The sequence below is a fragment of the Archangium gephyra genome (genome assembly GCF_042230915.1).
Classification (GTDB): domain Bacteria; phylum Myxococcota; class Myxococcia; order Myxococcales; family Myxococcaceae; genus Archangium; species Archangium gephyra_B.
The window spans coordinates 265,853-283,846 of the sequence record NZ_CP102578.1; the positions used below are offsets into that span (position 1 = coordinate 265,853).

A 17,994-nucleotide genomic window follows, 5' to 3' on the forward strand; every position below is an offset into this window, starting at 1 on the left:
GATGACGATTCGCGCCAAGGTGTTCCTGTTCGCCTTGCTGGCGGTCGGACTCGTGTGCCTCATGGGCGTCCACCTCTACCTGGGCGCTCGCAAGGGCCAGTTCATCCGCGAGCAGCTCACGGCCATCCAGGAGCAGCGCGACGCCTACCAGCGGCTGCACGCGCTCGCCTGGCCCTACCTGAACCAGCTGGCCCAGATGCGCCGGGTGGAGGGCAGCACCGCCCTCGTCCAGCGCGAGATGATGGCGAAGGTGGAGGCGGAGCTGGCGCTGCTCGGGGACAACCTGTCCCGGGAGGAGCGGTGGTTGGAGGCCAGGTCCCTGGAGGCCGAGCGCGAGGAGCAGCAGGCGCTCCGCGACTCCTTGCTGCGCTGGTCGGAGTGGTCGGCGGCGCGCGTGCGGGCCCTCCCCGAGGGCACCTCGGTGGGCTCCACCCTGGAGTGGTTGCTCTACTCCCAGTTCGAGCAGAACGTGGGCGAGCGCATCAAGGCCATGCAGGAGGCCGAGAAGGCCGAGATGGACGAGCTGCGGCGCCGCTGGGACGTGAACGTGGAGGTCACCCGGCAGATGGCCCTGGTCTTTCCCGCCATCTGCATCGTGCTCGTGCTGGCGCTCGCCTTCGCCATCCTCACCCCCCTGCAGCGCTCGCTCCGGGGCCTCATGACGGTGGCCGAGCGCATCGGGCGGGGGGACTTCGACCTGCGCCTCCCCGCGGCGGGCCACGACGAGCTGGGCCGGTTGACCCAGGCCTTCGACCGGATGGCGCGCGAGCTGCGCGAGTCCCTGGAGGAGAAGCAGCGGCTCATCCGCGCCGAGGCCGAGACCTCCGAGCGCGAGGCCCTCCGCTACAACGCCCTCCTGGAGGACACGGTGCGCACCCGCACCGCCGAGCTCGCCGAGGCCAACGTCCGCCTCCAGGACAGCCTCCAGCAGCTCCAGGCCGCCCAGGAGCAGCTGCTCTTCGCGGACCGGCTCGCCTCCGTGGGCCGGCTCGCCGCGGGCGTGGGGCATGAAATCAACAACCCGCTCGCCTTCATCCTCAGCAACCTGCGCTACGTCCACCAGGAGCTGCAGGAGCTGCCCGGCGCCCCCACCGAGGAGGCCCGCCAGGAGATGATCTCCGCGCTCTCCGAGGCCAGCGAGGGTGCCGAGCGCGTGCGCCTCATCGTGCAGGATCTCAAGTCGCTGTCGCGGCCGGATGACGTGGCGCTCGGCCCGGTGGACGTGGCCGAGGTGGTGCGCGGCTCGGCCAAGATGGCCCGGCACGAGGTGCGCGACCGGGCGCGCCTGGTGGAGGACTGTGACGGAGTGCCTCCCGTGAACGCCAACGCGGCGCGCCTGGGGCAGGTGTTCCTCAACCTCATCATCAACGCGGCGCACGCCATTGCCCCGGGCCGCGTGCAGGAGAATGAAATCCGCGTGGAGGCCCGGCGCTCGGGCCCCGGCCATGTCACGGTGGCGGTGCGCGACACCGGGGCCGGCATCGCTCCCGAGCACCTGCGGCGCATCTTCGATCCCTTCTTCACCACCAAGCCCATCGGCGTGGGCACGGGGCTGGGGCTGTCGGTGTGCCACCGCATCATCACCGCGCTCGGGGGGGAGATTCGCGTCGAGAGCGAGCCAGGCCGCGGCACCTGCTTCTTCATCACCCTGGCCGTGGCCGAGCGCTCCGGAGACGCGGGGCCGGCTCCCTCCGGCCAGTCCGCGGCCTGAGCTGTCGCGCGTTGGACGTCCGCGCGGCGCAAGGGCTTGGCGAGCGCACGCTGTTCAACATCCGCCCCCGTGAAATTCCGCACGCACCCAGCGTCGGGCAACGGGCATCCCCATGTTGGGTGCGCAAGCCATCCGACAATCAGGAGGAGGAACGGATGCCACCGCGTGGAGTGAAGAGCCCGAAGCGTCAGCGGCAGTATGCGAAGATCAAACAGTCCGCCCGCAAGCGGGGCGCCAGCACGGGCCGGGCCGAGGAGCTCGCCGCCCGCGTCGTGAACAAGCAGCGCAGCAAGGCCGGGGAGACGAAGGGCCCGGCGAAGAAGAAGAGCGCGGCGAAGCGCAGCTCCACGAAGACCTCCGCCAAGAGCACGTCGCGCCGGGCCAAGCCGGCCCGCAGCACGCGCAGCGCCGGGGCCAAGTCCCGCGGCCGCACCACCGCCGCCAAGACGCGCCGCAAGTCGAGCAGCTCGTCCAGCCGCGCCAAGGCGTCCACCTCGCGCAGCCGCTCCAAGTCCTCGCGCTCGAAGAAGTAGGCGAGCGCTCCTCCTGCTCCCTCTCCCCCTGGGGAGAGGGCTGGGGTGAGTGTCTTCGAGGTCCGCCATAACTGGTAAGTAGAATGTCACATTCGGGTTGGCCCCCCTTCTGCACAGAGGTCCGCAGAAGAAGGGGGTTCCACCTTGTTGCCTTGCCAGGCCGTCTCCGCCGTCCCTCCCGCCGAAGTCCGTTGCGAGCCCCCGCCGAAGCCGTTCCGCCAGCTCATCCCGCTGGAGGATGCGCGCCCCGGGCTGCGGCTCATTCCCTTCCGCTCGGGCGCCCGCCCGGGCCACGAGGCACGGGCTCCCGGAGAGGGCTGCAGCCTGCACATGGGCCTCTTCGACTCGCGGAGCGGCGCGGAGGACGGCGGCGCGCTCTGGCTGCTCTACGCGCTGAGCCCGGGCCTGGGCCGCCACCGCGTGCGGGAGCCCCCGCGGGTGCGCATGTCCGTGTGGCTGCTGCCGGACTCGCCGGAGGACGGTGGCACCGTCGCGCTCCCCGGCCTGCTGTGCCACGAGGTGCCACTGTGCCAGCCCTCGTGTGCCAGCCCCGCCGAGCTGGTGCGCGCCGAGGCGCCCCCGGCCGGCGTGTCCCGGAGCAGCTACGTGGCCGCGCTGCCGTACGCCGCCGTGCGCGAGGGGCTCGCGCGGCTGGGCGCCGCGGGGGCCGAGGCCTTCTCGCTCGCCCACCTCTTCCACCGCCGCTTCCGCGTGGCGCTGGAGCTGTGCGCCGGGGAGCGGGTGCTCGCGTGCGACTCCACCGAGGTGGAGCTCTATGACCTGGGGCGCTTCGGCTCGCTCTACCAGCGGGTGATGGACCGGCTGGTGCGGCCGGACACCGAGGCGCAGGTGGCGCGGCTGGGCGCGCGGGGCGTCTCGGTGGCCCACCACCCCTGGTTCCCGGTGCTGACCATCGGCATGGACAAGGCGCGGCTGTACCTGGCGGCGCTCGAGAGCGACGTGTCGCGCCACACCACCCACCTGCCGGATCCGCGCTGGCTGGTGCGCGTGGGGCTGTACCTGGAGCTGCTCACCGCGCTGGGCATCGTCGAGGCGGTGCGCGGCGAGGGCCCGGACGTGCTCTCCGCCGGGGAGCGCCACATGCTGGAGTCGGCGCCCGCGCTGGCGCCCATCCGCGAGCGGCTGGACGTGGCGGCGTGGCGCGAGGTCTGGGCGCTGCGGCACATCGCCGCGCCGGCCCGGTGGCGCAAGCGGGGGCGGGTGGGGGCGGGCAACCTGCTGCGCAAGCAGCGGGCGACCCGGGCCTTCCTGGAGACCCACCATGAGGACCTGCAGCGGGCGCTGGAGCTGGCGGGGCCCGCGCTGGGGGGCACCCATGAGACCTGGCTGCGGGTGTTCCAGGACGCCGAGCGGGCGGTGCTGCGCAACGTGGACGCGGCCTTCCCGGAGCTGCGCGCGCTGCCGGAGCGGTGGCGGCACTGGGTGCTGTGGCGCGAGTGCGGCGACTTCCAGGCGCTGGGCCTGGGCCGGGTGCCGGGGTGGCTGAGCCGGTGGGTGGGCGACCAGGACGGGCTGTTCGCCTCGGCGAGCCGCGAGTACCGGCGCTCGATGAACGAGGTGGCGCACCGGGCCCGCGAGCGCGGGTGGATGCACTACGCGGGCGGCGAGTGCGTTCCGCGCGAGGCCAGCCTCATCGAGTCCTGGCTGGGCCACGCGCGGGGGCGGCGCGCTCAGCGGGCCGAGTCGGAAGCGGCCCGCTGGCCCTCGGGCGCGGACTTCTTCGGTTCAGCCGCCCAGCGCTGATCGGTACACCCGCGCGAGCGCTTGTGCCTCGTTCGCCACGCCGAAACGCGCCCGGGCCTCCTCGGCGGCGTTGAGCCCCACCTGCCTCGCCCGCTCCGGCGCGTGCAGCAGCTCCCGCAGCAGCTCGCGCAGCTCCGCCACGTTGCCCGGCTCGAAGAGGAAGCCCGTGCGGCCGTGCTCGATGAAGGAGGGCACGTGCGGCAGCCGGCTCATCACTGTGCAGCAGCCGCACGCCATTGCCTCCAGCATCACCATGGAGAAAGACTCGAAGTGCGTGGGGTTCACCAGCACGCTCAGCCCCTGATACCAGGGCACCACCGGGCGCTGCTCTCCGGCGAGCACCAGGCGCCCTCCCGTCGCCGCCCGCAGCCCCTCGGCCCACGCCGTGTCCCGCCCCTTGGCCAGCCCCACCAGCACCGGCGTCCACTCGGACGCGGGCAGTCCCGGCAGCAGCGGCGCGAGCGCCTCGACGAAGTCTCCCTGGCCCTTGCTCGGGCGCACGCGCCCCACCACGCCCACCCCCCTCCGGCCGCCGAGCCCCAGCGCCTTCCACGCCGCGTCCCGGTCCACCGGCGGCGTGAAGCGCTCCAGGTCCACCCCGTGCGGCACCAGCTGCGAGGGCCTCCCCATCCACCCGGCGCTCTGCGCGTTGAGCGTGACGAGCTGCTCGGCGAAGCGCGTGAGGAAGCGGGTGAAGTGGCCCGGCGGCTGGCCCCCGTGGCGCGTGTAGACGAGCCGCACCTCCCGCCCCACCAGCCGCAGCAGCAGCCCGGCCAGCAGCTCGTTGTTGCGGTGCGCGTGCCACACCACCGGCTCCTGGCGGATGCGCCGCCACAGCTCGCTCCAGGCGATGCGGGGCACGTCCGCTTCCAGGTTGCCCCCCACCGCCCGCGTCTCCATCCACCGCGCCAGCTCGGTGACGATGCGCTCGGTGTGGGCGGTGACGCCGGTGCGGCGCCGATGGAAATGGGGGTGGACGACGAGCATGGCGCCACCGTCTGTACCCGACGCCAGATCCGCTGGCATCTGGCGTCTGCAAGGTACTCCCTGGCACCCCTCTGTCAGTGTGGGGCGGGTATCTGGCGCCCGTCCCCCCACCTGTGGTACCTGATGTAGGCCCATGCCCACTTCTCTTCCCCGTGGTTGGCTCCTCGGGCTCGCGCTGTGGTTCGCGAGCACCGCATGGCTCTACGCCTTCATGAGCCGCGCCCAGGCCGAGCAGTCCTGGGAGCTGGCGCAGCTGCGGCAGGAGATGTCGGACCTCCAGCGCGAGGTGCTGTCCTGCCAGCTGGAGAATGCCGAGGCGCACCGCGCGCCGGGGCACCGTTCATCCTCTTCCAGGCAGTGACCGATATCCCCTCTCCCCTCGGGAGAGGGTCAGGGTGAGGGTGTCCGGGCCCGTTCTTCAACCCGTGACCCGAAGTGGGGGCAGGGAGCCCAACCCGGGTACACCCGATACCCTCACCCCGTCCCTCTCCCGGAGGGCGAGGGGATATGGCCGCGAGTCAGCGCCATGGTTCAGGGGCACTCCAGCGCCCCCCTCCGGCTGGCCGCATGTGGAGCGGCCGGGCCCGGGCCACGCCGGGCTTCCGCGTGAAGAAGGACCCGAGGTCAGAGGTTGACTCCAGGAGGTTACCTCCGGAGTCATCATGGACCGTACGGGCAGTGCAGACCTTCCCCTCCATTCGGGCCGCGTGCCGGACTGGCTCGCCCAGCGCATGGCGCGCATGAGCCGCGTGCTGGTGGAGGCGCTCGTGCTCCACTACGGCCGCCACGAGGTGCTGCGCCGGCTCGCCCACCCCTTCTGGTTCCAGTCGCTCGGGGCCGTCATGGGCATGGACTGGCACTCCTCGGGCGTCACCACCACCGTGCTCGGCGCGCTCAAGCGCGGGCTCACCCCCGGCGGGCGCCAGCTCGGGCTGTATGTCGTGGGCGGCAAGGGCCTCCAGGCGCGCCGCACCCCCGACGAGCTGCGCATCATCGGCGACCGGGTGGGCATCGACGCGGACGCGCTCATCCGCGCCAGCCGTCTCGCGGCCAAGGTGGACAGCGCCGCGGTGCAGGACGGCTTCGAGCTGTATGCCCACAGCCTCATCCTCTCGGACGACAACGCGTGGGCCGTGGTGCAGCAGGGGATGAACGCCAACGCCCGCCAGGCCCGGCGCTACCACTGGCTCTCCGAGGGCCTGGGCAGCTTCGTGGAGTCGCCCCACGCCGCCATCGAGGGGCCCAACCAGGGCGTCATCCTCAACCTCACCGACAGGCGCGCCTCGCGGGCCCGGGCCGCGCAGGTGGAGCTGGTGTCCCAGGGGCCGGACGTGGTGCTGGGCGCCCTGCGCAAGCTGCGGCCCGCGCCCGCGCCCGTGCCCTTCACCCCCCTGCTGCCCCACCTTCAAATGCCCGTGCACGAGGAGGTGACGCGCGAGGACGTGGTGCTGCGCCGGCTCCACGGCACGCTGGCCGCCGCGGCCGAGCAGGGCCCCCGTGACTTCGCCGAGCTGCTGCTCACCCCCGGCGTGGGCGCGCGCACCGTGGCGGCGCTGGCCAGCGTGGCCGAGGTGCTGCACGGCTCGCCCTCGCGCTTCACGGACCCCGCGCGCTTCGCCTTCGCCCAGGGCGGCAAGGACCGGCAGCCCTTCCCTGTCCGGCTGGACGTCTATGACGAGACGCTGCGCGTGCTGCGCTCGGCGGTGGACGCGGCGAAGCTCGGCAACGACGAGCGGCTCCAGGCCATCCGCGAGTTGGATCGGCAGGCGCGCCGGCTCGAGGCCGCCGCCACGGGCGCTTCCTCCGCCCCCTCCTTCGAGGCGCTCGTCCAGGAGGGGTGGAAGGACGTCACCGAGCTGCTGCCCACCGACGCGCCCCCGCGCCGGCCCTCGGGACGTCCCGGCTGGCGGCGCCGATCCGCGGAGCGCAGCCAGCTGGAGCTGCCCGGCCTGGACGAGGACACGCCCGGTAATTCCTCACCTCACTCGCGGTGAAGGGGCGCGGTGCCGCACGCCCGGCTGGAGGGCGGGGGAGCGCCCTGGCTGGGGACGCGTACGGTGGCGGACAGCTGTTTCCTTCCAGGACGGGAGGGGCCGGGGTGGGGTGGGGGTGAGGCGGTAATCTGTCCGGTGGCGCCTGTCCCCCCCAGGCGAGTAGGGAGCCCTCATCGTGTCGAGCAGCAGCCACTCCTCCCCTTCCGCGCGTCGGGGGTCCCAGGTGAAGCGGGCCTCCCCTCCCCGGGTGGAGGGACGGGTGCTGGTGGTCGACGACACGGACGCCAAGCGCTACCTCATCGCCCACACGCTGCGCACGGCGGGCATGGAGGTGATGGAGGCGGTGAGCGGCCAGGAGGCCCTCGCGGGAGCCCTGGCCGGTCCGGACGTGGTGGTGCTGGACGTGCGCCTGCCGGACATGAGCGGCTTCGAGGTGTGCCGCCAGCTCAAGGAGGACCCGGCCACCGCCGCCATCCCGGTGCTCTACATCTCCGCCCTGCTGCAGGACGCGGAGCTGGAGGAGCGGCTCTTCGAGGATGGCGCGGACGGCTACATCCCCCAGCCCATCGAGTCGCGGCACCTGGTGGCGCAGACGTGGGCGCTCGTGCGGATGCGGCGGGCGGAGCAGGCCCGGCAGCGCGAGCGCGAGGAGGCCCAGGCCGAGAAGGCCCGGCTGCAGCGCGAGCTGGAGAAGACGCAGTCGCGGGCGCGCCGGCTCACCGAGTCCGGTGTGGTGGGCATCGTCTACTGGGACCTGGAGGGCGCCGTCCTCGACGCCAACGACACCTTCCTCGGCATGGTGGGCTACACGCGCGAGGACCTGGCGCGGGGCCTCATCGACTGGCGCAAGCTCACCCCGCCCGAGTGGACGGCGGTGGATGAGCGGGCCGTCGAGGAGCTGCGCACCCAGGGCTTCAGCTCGCTCTTCGAGAAGCAGTTCGTGCGCAAGGACGGCACGCGGGTGGACGTCATGCTGGGGGCCGCCGCGTTCGAGGGCGAGGCCTACCAGGGCGTGACGATGGTGGTGGACCTCTCCGAGCGGCGCGAGTCCGAGCGCCGGCTCAAGCACCTCATGGCGGAGCTGGGCTCCAGCGAGGCCCGGCTGCGCCTGGCGTTGGACTCGGCCGAGCTGGGCGCGTGGAGCTTCGATCTGGCCACCGGCCAGCACCACTGGGACGCGCGCGCCAAGGAGCTGTTCGGGCTGCCCTCCGAGGCGGCCGTGGACATGGAGGTGTGGCGGGCGGCGGCGCACCCGGAGGACCGGGAGTGGGTGGAGGCGGCGGTCCGGCGCGCGGTGGCGGGGGAGCAAGGAGGCTTCTTCTCGGCCGAGTACCGCACGGTGGGCCTGCGGGACGGGGTGTTGCGGTGGGTGGCCTCCCGGGGCCGGGTCCTCTTCGGCGGGGACGGGCAGGCCACGCACCTGTCGGGCACCTACCTGGACATCACCGAGCGCAAGCTGAACGAGCAGCGCGCCACGGAGCTGCAGGCCACCACGGCCGCCTTCGCGCACGCGCTCACCCTCGAGCAGGTGGGCCAGGCGCTGGTGGAGCACGGGCTCAAGTCCCTGGGCGCCTACGCGGGCGTCCTCAGCCTGGTGGAGGACGAGGAGCTGCGCATCTCCAACTACTTCGGCTACCCCGCCCGCATCCCCCAGGAGTACAGCCGCTTCCCCCTCGGCATCCGCACCCCCTCCACCGTGGCCGTCCTCGAGGGGCGCACCGTCGCGGTGCAGGCCACCGGCTCCCTGGAGCGGGAGTGGCCCGAGTTCGCCCGCACCGTGCAGGGCAGCCGCAGCCGCACCTGGCTGAGCACGCCGTTGAAGGTGGCGGGGCAGGTGGTGGGGGTGCTGGGGCTGAGCTTCGCCGCGCTGCGCCGCTTCAGCGCGCAGGACAAGGCGCACCTGGAGTCGCTCTGCGGGCTGTGCGCGCAGGCGCTGGAGCGGGCCCGGCTCTACGAGGAGGAGCGGCGGGACAAGGACGAGGCCCGGCGGCGCTCGGAGCTGGAGCAGCAGTACCTGGGCGTGGTGAGCCATGATTTGCGCAACCCCCTGGCCTCCATCTCCCTGGGGGCGCGCACGCTGCAGCGGCTGGAGCGGCCGGCCCCGGAGACGGTGCTGCGCACGGCGGGCCGCATCGCCAATAGCGCGGACACCATGGGGCGCATGGTGTCGGACCTGCTCGACTTCACGCGCGGGCGGCTGGGCGGTGGCCTTCCGCTGGAGCGCACGCACAACGACCTGGTGCTGCTGTGCCAGGAGGTCATCGACGAGTTCTCGGTGACGCACCCGGACCGGCGCATCCTCCTGGAGGGAGACGCGCGCTGCGAGGGGTGGTGGGACGGGGAGCGGATGCGCCAGGTGCTCTCCAACCTCCTGTCCAACGCGCTGAGGCACTCGCGGCAGGGGACGGCGGTGTCCGTGCGGGCCAAGGAGCTGGCGGGCGAGGTGGAGCTGGTGGTGAGCAACGAGGGCGAGCCCATTCCGGCGGAGCTGGTGCCGGTGCTCTTCGAGCCGTTCCGCCGGGGCCTGTCGAAGTTCCGGCCGGCGGGCAGCCTGGGGCTGGGGCTCTTCATCGTGCACCAGGTGGTGGTGGGGCACGGTGGCCGGGTGGAGGTGGGCACCGGCGAGGCGGGCACCACCTTCACCGTGCGGGTGCCCCGGGACGCCTAGCGGTGCGGGGGCAAGCCGCACGGGCGCCCGCTGCGTGAGGTGGTGGACAGCCGTCTTCCCGCGCCCCGGGCACGGCGGGGGCCGTCCGTGGCAAACATCGCGGGACGCCTGTCCCCCCCCCAGGCCCACCGGGAGTTCCATCGTGTCGAGCAGCGACCCCGCCGCCCCTTCTCCGCGCCAGGAGTCGCGTGAGCCGGCCACCCCCCTCCGGATGGAGGGGCGGGTGCTGGTGGTGGATGATACGGAAGCCAGGCGCTACTTCATCGTCAAGGCGCTGCGCCGCGCGGGCATGGAGGTGCTGGAGGCGGCCAGCGGGCAGGAGGCGCTCAGCGCGGCGGCGATGAAGCCGGACGTGGTGGTGCTGGACGTGCGCCTGCCGGACATGAGTGGCTTCGAGGTGTGCCGCCGCCTCAAGGAGGACCCGGCCACCGCCTCGCTCGCCATCCTCTACGTCTCCGCGCTGCTGAAGGACGAGGAGCTGGAGGCACGGCTCTTCGAGGATGGCGCGGACGGCTACATTCCCCAGCCCATCGAGCCCAAGCACCTGGTGGCGCAGACGTGGGCGCTGGTGCGGATGCGGCGGGCGGAGCAGGCGCGGCAGCGCGAGCGCGAGGAGGCCCAGGCCGAGCAGGCCCGGCTGCAGCGCGAGCTGGAGCGCACCCAGGCGCGGGCGCGCCGGCTCACCGAGTCCGGCGTGGTGGGCACCTTCTACTGGGACATGGAGGGCCCCATCCTCGACGCCAATGACACCTTCCTGGAGATGGTGGGCTACACGCGCGAGGAGCTGGAGCGGGGCCTGCTCGACTGGCGGAAGATGACGCCCCCGGAGTGGGGGGCGCAGGACGAGCTCAACGTGCGCAGCGTGCTCGAGCAGGGCCTGTCCCCGCTGACGGAGAAGCAGTACCTGCGCAAGGACGGCTCGCGGGTGGATGTGATTCGCGGGGCCGCGGCCTTCGAGAACGAGCCCCACCGGGGCGTGGCGGTGGTGGTGGACATCTCCGCGCGCCGGGAGGCCGAGCGCCGGCTGGCGCAGCTCATGGGGGAGCTGGAGTCCAAGGAGCGGCTGCTCCACGCCGTGCTCCAGCAGATGCCCACCGGCATCTTCATCACCGAGGCCTCCACGGGGCGCACGCTGCTGACCAATGAGCGGATGACCTCCCTGCTCGGGGGCACCCCGAGGCAGCACCTCGGGGAGATGCGCCTGCACCTCGTGGAGCACCCGGATGGCAGGCCCTGCACGCGCGAGGAGCTGCCGCTGGTGCGCTCGCTGCGCGAGGGCCGCGAGGTGGTGGAGGAGCTCGTCGTGCGCCGCGAGGACGGCTCGGCCCGGCTCACCCGGGCGTCTGCCTCGCCCGTGCGGGATGCGCGCGGGGAGCTCGTCGCCAGCGTGCTGACGATGGAGGACATCACCGAGCGCAAGGCCACCCAGCAGTCGCTGCGGCTGAGCGAGGAGCGGCTGCGGCTGGCGATGGACTCCGCCGCGCTCGGGGTGTGGAGCTACGACCCGGCCACGCAGGAGGTGGAGTGGGACGCACGGACGCGGGAGCTGTTCGGCTTGTCCCCGGACACGCCCGTGGATGCGCGCGTGTGGCTGGAGCGCGTGCACCCGGATGACCGCGAGCGGGTGGAGGGCGTGGTCCGGACGGGCTTCTCCGGTGAGGAGGGGGCCCTGCTGGAGATGGAGTACCGGGCCTTGGGGGAGGGGGGCGTGTTGAGGTGGGTGGCGGGGCGGGGCGGGGTGTATGTCGGCGCGGACGGACGGATCCGGCACATGGGCACCGTGCTGGACATCACCGAGCGCAAGCTGGCCGAGCAGCATGCCGAGGCGCTCCTGGCGACGACGGCGGCCTTCGCGCACGCCCTCACGCCCCAGCAGGTGGCCGACGCGCTGGTGGCGCACGGGCTGAAGTCCCTGGAGGCCTGCACGGGCGGTGTCGCCCTGGTGGTGGGCGAGGAGCTGGCGGTGCTCGGCTCCGTCGGCTACGCGGCGGACATCGTCCAGGCGTTCAACGCCGTGCCGGTCACCCGGGGCTTCCCTGTCGCGGCGGCGGCGCGCATGGGGCGCGCGGTGTGGATTGAATCCCCCGAGGCGTTCGCACGGGACTGGCCCGAAGCCACCGGGTGGCTGCACGAGAGCCGGAGCCGCTCCTGGGGCTTCATTCCGCTGGCGAGCGGGGAGCGGGTGGTGGGGGTGCTGGGGTTGGGCTTCCCCACGCCCCGGCGCTTCGGCGCGCAGGAGAAGCTGCACCTGGAGTCGCTCTGCCGGCTGGGCGCCCAGGCGCTGGAGCGGGCCCGGGTCTACGAGGAGGCCCGGCGCCGGGCCGAGCTGGAGCAGCAGTTCCTCGGCATGGTGAGCCATGACTTGCGCAATCCCTTGCAGGCCATCTCGCTGGGGGCGCGCACGCTGCAGCGCATGGAGCGGCCGGCCCCCGAGGCGCTGCTGCGGATGACGGGGCGCATCGCCAACAGCGCGGACACCATGGGGCGGATGGTGTCGGACCTGCTGGACTTCACGCGCGGGCGGCTGGGCGGAGGCATTCCGCTGGAGCGCACGGGCAACGACCTGGTGCGGCTGTGCCGGGAGGTCATCGACGAGTTCTCGGTGACGCACCCGAGCAGCGACATCCGCCTGGAGGGGGACACGCTGTGCGAGGGGTGGTGGGACGGGCCACGCATGCGCCAGGTGCTCTCCAACCTGCTGTCCAACGCGTTGAGGCACGCGCGCCCGGGGACCGAGGTGGTGGTGCGGGTGCGCGGGCGGGACGGCGAGGTGGAGCTGGCGGTGAGCAACGAGGGGGAGCCCATTCCGGCGGAGCTGGTGCCGGTGCTCTTCGAGCCGTTCCGCCGGGGCATGTCGAAGTTCCGGCCGGCGGGCAGCCTGGGGCTGGGGCTCTTCATCGTGCACCAGGTGGTGACGGGCCACGGCGGCCGGGTGGAGGTGGGCTCGTCCGGGGGCGTCACCTCCTTCTCGGTGCGGGTGCCGCGCGGGGCGTAGGCGCGGCACCCGGCCCGCGCGTTACTTCCCCGCGCGCTTGAGCGGGAGGAACTCGGGCCGCCACATCTCGGCCTCGAGCAGGCCCTCCAGGTCCTCGGGCAGCTTGCGCATGGCCACCTCCTCCTTCACCGCCTGGCGCATGACGGCGATGGCCACCTGGCGGCTCGCCGCGCGCAGCCGATCCATGCGCGGGTAGAGCGCGCCCTGTGCCAGCCGCGCCCCGTCCGTGTAGTCCGCCAGCGCCAGCGACGCCGCCGTCAGCATCCCGTCCGTCACCCGCTTCGCCCGCGTCAGCAGCACGCCCAGCCCCAGTCCCGGGAAGATGAAGGCGTTGTTGCCCTGGCCCACCGGGTGCGGCGCCCCATCCCACTCCACGTCCTCGAAGGGGCTGCCCGTGGCCACCAGCGCCTTGCCCTGCGTCCACTTGTAGATGTCCGCCGGCACCGCCTCGCAGTTCGCCGTGGGGTTGCTCAGCGCGAACACCACCGGGTACGCCGTGTTCGCCGCCACCGCCTTCACCACGTCCTCGCCAAACGCCGCCCGCTGCCCGCTCAGCCCCAGCAGCACCGTCACCTTCGCCTCCCGCGCCGTCTCCAGCAGGCTGGGAATCGAACCCTGAAGCTTCCACCCCGCCACGCGCGAGGGCTCGTGCGCGAACTCCAGCTTGTACGGCTCCAGCCCCTTGCGGTCCTTCAGGATGAGGCCCTTGGAGTCGATGAGGTAGATGCGCTCGCGCGCCTGCTGCGTGCTCATCCCCTCGCGCTCCATGCCGCGGACGATCTGCCGCGCCACGCCCACGCCACCCGCGCCCGCGCCGTGCACCAGGTACACCTGCTGGCCGAGCGTCGTCTGGCTGCGCCGCGTGGCCGACAGCAGGCCCGCGAGCACCACCGCGCCCGTGCCTTGGATGTCGTCGTTGAGCGAGGGCAGCACGTCCCGGTAGCGCTCCAGCACGTCGAAGGCCTTCTGCTTGCTGAAGTCCTCCCACTGCACCAGCACGTTGGGGAAGCGCTTCTTGAGCGCCGTCACGAAGGCGTGGATGAAGTCGTCGTACTCCTTGCCCTCCATGCGCGGCCGCTTCACGCCCAGGTAGAGCGGATCATCCAACAGCTCCTTGCGGTTGGTGCCCACGTCCAGCTCCACCGGCAGCGTCACCGCCGGGTCGATTCCCGCCGCGGCCGTGTACAGGGACAGCTTGCCGATGCAGATGGCCAGGCCGCCGAAGCCCTGGTCTCCGATGCCCAGAATCCCCTCGTTGTCCGTGGCGACAATCAATTGCACGTCCGGGAAGGGCGTGTGGGCCAGCAGCGAGTCGATCTCCCCGATGTTCTCCGGGCTCACCACCAGCCCGCGCGGATAGCGGTAGATGCGGCTGAACTGCTCCACCGCCTGCGCCACCACCGGGGTGTAGATGATGGGCATCATCTCCTCGATGTGCCGGTGCAGCAGCGCGTAGAAGAGCACCTCGCTGCGGTCCTGCAGCGCGCGCAGGAAGACGTGCTTGTCCAGGTCCGAGCGGAAGGAGCGGAAGTTGGCGTAGGAGCGCTCGATCTGCTCGTCCAGCGAGGAGACGTGCGTGGGCAGCAGGCCCATCAACCCGAACTCGCGCCGCTCCTCCAGGCTGAAGGAGGTGCCCTTGTTGAGCAGGGGCAGGCGGGTGAGCATCAGCCCCTCCAGGTGCGTCTCGAGGTAGGGGCGGCCGTGGGCGTCGAGCTTCTTCTCGTACTGTTTCATGGGGGGAAATTCGTGTCTGTGAAGGAGGGGCGCTCCCTTAACGGCTCGCCCTCCCCCTCAACAAGGCCCCCCACCGGGCGGGCATAAGCGACGGTTCGGGTCTCCCATGCGGCCCATGCACGGCGCTCTGCGCCAACGCATCGCGTCAGCCGGAGGGGCCCCCGGCGTGTCACGTCGTCATTCTCGCGGGCGCCGGGCGCTGGTGGCCTGCCTGGTTCGGGAGCGGCTTCCAACGGGGAACTGGCGAGGGGGGAGGGGCACTGCTTCAATCCGCGCCCTGTGTCTCCGTCCGCCGCGACTGGCAGAGGAACGATGAACGCACGCGTCTGGAAGATTGCCCCCCTGCTGTTCGGCTCGGGCTTCTGCGCCCTGGTGTACCAGACGGCGTGGCAGCGGGAGCTGCGCCTCATCTTCGGGGCTTCCACGGCCGCGTCGGCCGCGGTGCTGGCCATCTTCATGGGCGGGCTGGGACTGGGCGGGGCGCTGCTGGGGGGGCGGGTGGACCGGGAGAAGCGCCCGCTGGCCTTCTACGCCAACCTGGAGCTGCTCATCTCCCTGAGCGCGGCGCTGACGCCGCTGCTGGTCTGGCTGGCGCGCACCGTCTACACGGCCCTGGGCGGCTCGGTGTCGATGGGGCTGGGGCTCGGCTCGGTGATGCGGCTGGTGCTCTCCGCGCTGGTGTTGGCGGTGCCCACGCTGCTGATGGGCGGCACGCTGCCGGCGGCGGCGCGCGCGGCGGAGACGCCCGAGGACGTGCGGCGCCGGGCGCTCGCGGTCCTCTACGGTGTCAACACGCTGGGCGCGGTGGCGGGCGCGGCGGCCTCCACCTTCCTCCTCTTCGAGGTGCTCGGCACCCGCAGCACCCTGTGGCTGGCGGCCCTGCTCAACGTGCTGGTGGCCCTGGTGGCGCGCGCGGTGGCCCGGAGCCTGCCCGAGCACGAGGACGTGGCCTCCCCGGCCGGCGCGGAGGCTCCCGCCGGGCAGCCCGCGGCGGCCGCCCTGCCGCCGCGCCGCTTCGTGCTGGGCGCCGCGGCGCTGGTGGGCTTCGCCTTCTTCCTCATGGAGATGGTGTGGTACCGGATGCTGGGGCCGCTGCTGGGCGGCTCCACCTTCACCTTCGGCCTCATCCTGGTGGTGGCGCTGGCGGGCATCGGCCTGGGCGGCGCGGCGTACGCGGCGTGGGGCCAGCAGCGCCCGGCCACCCTGAGCGGCTTCGCGCTCACGTGCCTGCTGGAGGCGCTGCTGCTGGCCGTGCCCCTGGCGCTGGGGGACCGGCTGGCGGTGCTGGCCTCCCTGGTGCGGCAGATGTCCCTCTTCGGCTTCGGCGGCCTGGTGCTGGGCTGGGCGCTGGTGGCCGCGCTGGTGGTGCTCCCGGCCGCCTTCATCTCCGGGGTGCAGTTCCCCCTGCTGCTGGCGCTGCTGGGCCGGGGGGGCAACGACGTGGGCCGCCAGGTGGGCCTGGCCTACGCGTGGAACACGGTGGGCTCCATCGTCGGCTCGCTGGCGGGCGGCTTCGGCCTGCTGCCGCTGCTCTCCGCGCCCGGCGTCTGGCGGCTGGTGGGCGCGGTGCTGGTGGGGCTGGGGCTCGTCGCGGTGGCGCTGTCGGCGCGCCAGGAGCAGCCGGTGCCGGGCCGCATGGTGCCGCCGCTGGCCACGGCCGTGGCCGCCGCCCTGCTGCTCACCGCCACGGGGCCCACGTCCGCCTGGCGTCACAGCGCCATCGGCGCCGGGCGCGCCCAGCTGGACTCCGCCTCCACCAACGGCGTGCGCGACTGGCTCTCGGGGGAGCGGCGCTGGTTGCTGTGGGAGACGGACGGCGTGGAGAGCAGCGTGGGCGTCACCGCCACCAATGGCCTGTCCTTCATCGTCAATGGAAAGTCGGACGGCAACAGCATCGTCGACGCGGGCACCCAGGTGATGGGCGGCCTCATCGGCGCGATGGCCCACCCCCACCCGCGCCGCTCGCTCGTCGTCGGTCTGGGCACTGGCAGCACCGCGGGCTGGCTCGGCTCGGTGCCGGAGATGGAGCGCGTGGACGTGGTGGAGATCGAGCCCGCCATCCTCCGCTTCGCCCGCCAGTGCGACCCGGTCAACGAGCGGGTGCTGGACAACCCCAAGGTGCGCGTGCACCTGGATGACGCCCGCGAGGTGCTGCTGGCCTCCAAGGACTCCTACGACATCATCTTCTCCGAGCCCTCCAATCCCTACCGGGCCGGCATCTCCAGCCTCTTCTCGCGCGAGTTCTACCAGGCGGTGAAGCAGCGGCTGGCCCCCGGGGGCATCTTCCTGCAGTGGCTGCAGACGTACGAGGTGGACGCGCGCACGGTGCGCAGCGTCTACGCCACGCTGTCCACCGAGTTCGGGGCCGTGGAGACGTGGCAGACGATGGGCGGAGACCTCATCCTCATGGCCACCGTGGAGCCGCTGCGGCACGACCTGGAGCGGATGCGGGCGCGGGTGTCGCAGGAGCCCTACCGCCGCGCACTGCCCGCCGTCTGGGGGACGAACGAGCTGGAGGGCGTGCTGGCGCACTTCCTCGCCGGTCCCGGGCTGGCGCGGGCGCTGGCCGAGGGCCAGGAGGCGCTGGTCAACACGGATGACCTCTCGTACGTGGAGTTCGCCTTCGCCCGCAGCGTGGGGCGCACGCAGACGGGCTTCTCCTACGCGGTGCTGCGCCGCGCCGGAGTGGACCTGAAGGCGGGCCGTCCGGTGGTGGAGCGCGGCACGGCGGACTGGCAGCGGGTGGAGGAGCTGCGGGTGCTCTCGGGAGAGCTTCCGTACGCCCAGGGACAGGCCGGGCTGGACTCGCGCGCGTTGGAGAACCGCCGGGCCTTCAGCGAGGCGTACCGCCGCTCGGACTTCCCCCGGGCGCTGCGCGTGTGGCGCGCGGGCGGGTGGCGGCCCCGGGATCCCACCGAGCTGAGCCGGGTGGGCGCCGTGCTGGCCAGCGCGGGGGAGGAGGCGGAGCTCCTGCCGCTCGTGGAGGCGCTGCGCCCCCTGCGGCCTTTCGATGCCGAGGTGCTGCTGGCGCAACTGCGGCACCAGCAGGGGCGCCTGCCCGAGGCCGCCGCGTCGCTCGAGCGTGCCTTCTCCCTCCTGCATGAGACGCCGTGGCATACCCACTCGCTGCTCCAGCGCGCGATGGATGAGAGCGTGAGTCTCGCCCGGAAGGACAAGGCGCTGGGGCAGCGGATGTGGGCCGTGCTGGCCACGCCCTTCGCCAACCACGCCGGGGACTCCTTGCGCCTGGGCGCGCGGATGGACATCGCCAACAGGATCGACTTCGAGGGGCTGTGTGCCCAGGGGCTCGCCCCCTATGAGCCCCACGTCTTCTGGAACCAGACGTTCCTCGAGCTGCGCTCTCGCTGCTACGTGACGACGAACCACCCGCTGCAGGACCAGGCGCTGGAGGACCTCCTGACGTTCATGCAGGCCGAGCCGCCGTCGCTGTGGGGCGATGGGCCGGGCGCCTCGGGCCCCCCGCGGCTCGAGGAGGCTCCGGCGGAAGCTCCGGCAGAGGCTCCGGCGGAGGCTCCGAAGGACGCGGCGCCTCCCGTGTCGGACGTGGGGACGCCGTAGCGCGGGGGGGCCTCCCCCTCCCGGGGGTC

10 protein-coding genes are annotated in these 17,994 nt (G+C 72.9%); 8 read left to right on the forward strand and 2 right to left on the reverse strand.

Annotated features, from left to right (window positions below):
- Nucleotide 1: 1 nt before the first annotated feature.
- The 3 genes from NR798_RS01140 to NR798_RS01150 all read left to right on the forward strand — a co-directional run bounded on the left by NR798_RS01140 (nucleotide 2) and on the right by NR798_RS01150 (nucleotide 4,008).
- The gene (locus NR798_RS01140) at nucleotides 2-1,711 is read left to right on the forward strand and encodes an ATP-binding protein (RefSeq protein ID WP_375769518.1); all 1,710 of its coding nucleotides are present in this window, start codon (nucleotides 2-4) and stop codon (nucleotides 1,709-1,711) included.
- Between the two features lie 155 nt (nucleotides 1,712-1,866).
- Complete coding sequence (locus tag NR798_RS01145) at nucleotides 1,867-2,244, forward strand: hypothetical protein (RefSeq protein WP_375769519.1); 378 nt, start codon at nucleotides 1,867-1,869, stop codon at nucleotides 2,242-2,244.
- Nucleotides 2,245-2,388: 144 nt separating this feature from the next.
- Complete coding sequence (locus NR798_RS01150; protein ID WP_375769520.1) at nucleotides 2,389-4,008, forward strand: hypothetical protein; 1,620 nt, start codon at nucleotides 2,389-2,391, stop codon at nucleotides 4,006-4,008.
- On the opposite strand, the gene NR798_RS01155 is transcribed toward NR798_RS01150, so the two are convergent.
- The gene (locus tag NR798_RS01155; protein ID WP_375769521.1) at nucleotides 3,991-5,034 is read right to left on the reverse strand and encodes a glycosyltransferase family 4 protein; all 1,044 of its coding nucleotides are present in this window, start codon (nucleotides 5,032-5,034) and stop codon (nucleotides 3,991-3,993) included. The genes NR798_RS01150 and NR798_RS01155 overlap by 18 nt on opposite strands.
- 94 nt (nucleotides 5,035-5,128) lie before the next feature.
- Between NR798_RS01155 and NR798_RS01160 the strand changes: the two genes are divergently transcribed.
- From NR798_RS01160 to NR798_RS01175, 4 genes are all read left to right on the forward strand, one after another.
- On the forward strand, nucleotides 5,129-5,356 hold the full coding sequence (locus NR798_RS01160; RefSeq protein WP_375769522.1) for a hypothetical protein: 228 nt from the start codon (nucleotides 5,129-5,131) through the stop codon (nucleotides 5,354-5,356).
- A 301-nt stretch (nucleotides 5,357-5,657) separates the two neighbouring features.
- Complete coding sequence (locus NR798_RS01165) at nucleotides 5,658-6,989, forward strand: DUF763 domain-containing protein (protein ID WP_375769523.1); 1,332 nt, start codon at nucleotides 5,658-5,660, stop codon at nucleotides 6,987-6,989.
- Nucleotides 6,990-7,212: 223 nt separating this feature from the next.
- Nucleotides 7,213-9,657: a PAS domain S-box protein gene (locus tag NR798_RS01170; protein WP_375769524.1), complete on the forward strand. Its 2,445-nt coding sequence runs from the start codon at nucleotides 7,213-7,215 to the stop codon at nucleotides 9,655-9,657.
- A 142-nt stretch (nucleotides 9,658-9,799) separates the two neighbouring features.
- A complete protein-coding gene (locus NR798_RS01175; protein ID WP_375769525.1) occupies nucleotides 9,800-12,652 on the forward strand; it encodes a PAS domain S-box protein in 2,853 nt (950 codons plus the stop codon).
- Between the two features lie 21 nt (nucleotides 12,653-12,673).
- Here the strand turns inward: NR798_RS01175 and NR798_RS01180 are convergent, their stop codons facing one another.
- Nucleotides 12,674-14,386 carry an NAD-dependent malic enzyme gene (locus tag NR798_RS01180; RefSeq protein ID WP_375769526.1) on the reverse strand — a complete coding sequence of 571 codons (1,713 nt, stop codon included), beginning with the start codon at nucleotides 14,384-14,386 and terminating at the stop codon, nucleotides 12,674-12,676.
- A 312-nt stretch (nucleotides 14,387-14,698) separates the two neighbouring features.
- On the opposite strand from NR798_RS01180, the gene NR798_RS01185 reads away from it, so the two are divergent.
- Nucleotides 14,699-17,965: a fused MFS/spermidine synthase gene (locus NR798_RS01185; RefSeq protein ID WP_375769527.1), complete on the forward strand. Its 3,267-nt coding sequence runs from the start codon at nucleotides 14,699-14,701 to the stop codon at nucleotides 17,963-17,965.
- Nucleotides 17,966-17,994 lie beyond the last annotated feature (29 nt).

Coding starts and splice junctions, on each gene's coding strand:
- NR798_RS01140 (WP_375769518.1), top strand. CDS start 2: ATGACGATTCGCGCCAAGGTGTTCCTGTTCGCCTTGCTGGCGGTCGGA.
- NR798_RS01145 (WP_375769519.1), top strand. CDS start 1,867: ATGCCACCGCGTGGAGTGAAGAGCCCGAAGCGTCAGCGGCAGTATGCG.
- NR798_RS01155 (WP_375769521.1), bottom strand. CDS start 5,034: ATGCCAGCGGATCTGGCGTCGGGTACAGACGGTGGCGCCATGCTCGTC.
- NR798_RS01160 (WP_375769522.1), top strand. CDS start 5,129: ATGCCCACTTCTCTTCCCCGTGGTTGGCTCCTCGGGCTCGCGCTGTGG.
- NR798_RS01165 (WP_375769523.1), top strand. CDS start 5,658: ATGGACCGTACGGGCAGTGCAGACCTTCCCCTCCATTCGGGCCGCGTG.
- NR798_RS01180 (WP_375769526.1), bottom strand. CDS start 14,386: ATGAAACAGTACGAGAAGAAGCTCGACGCCCACGGCCGCCCCTACCTC.
- NR798_RS01185 (WP_375769527.1), top strand. CDS start 14,699: ATGAACGCACGCGTCTGGAAGATTGCCCCCCTGCTGTTCGGCTCGGGC.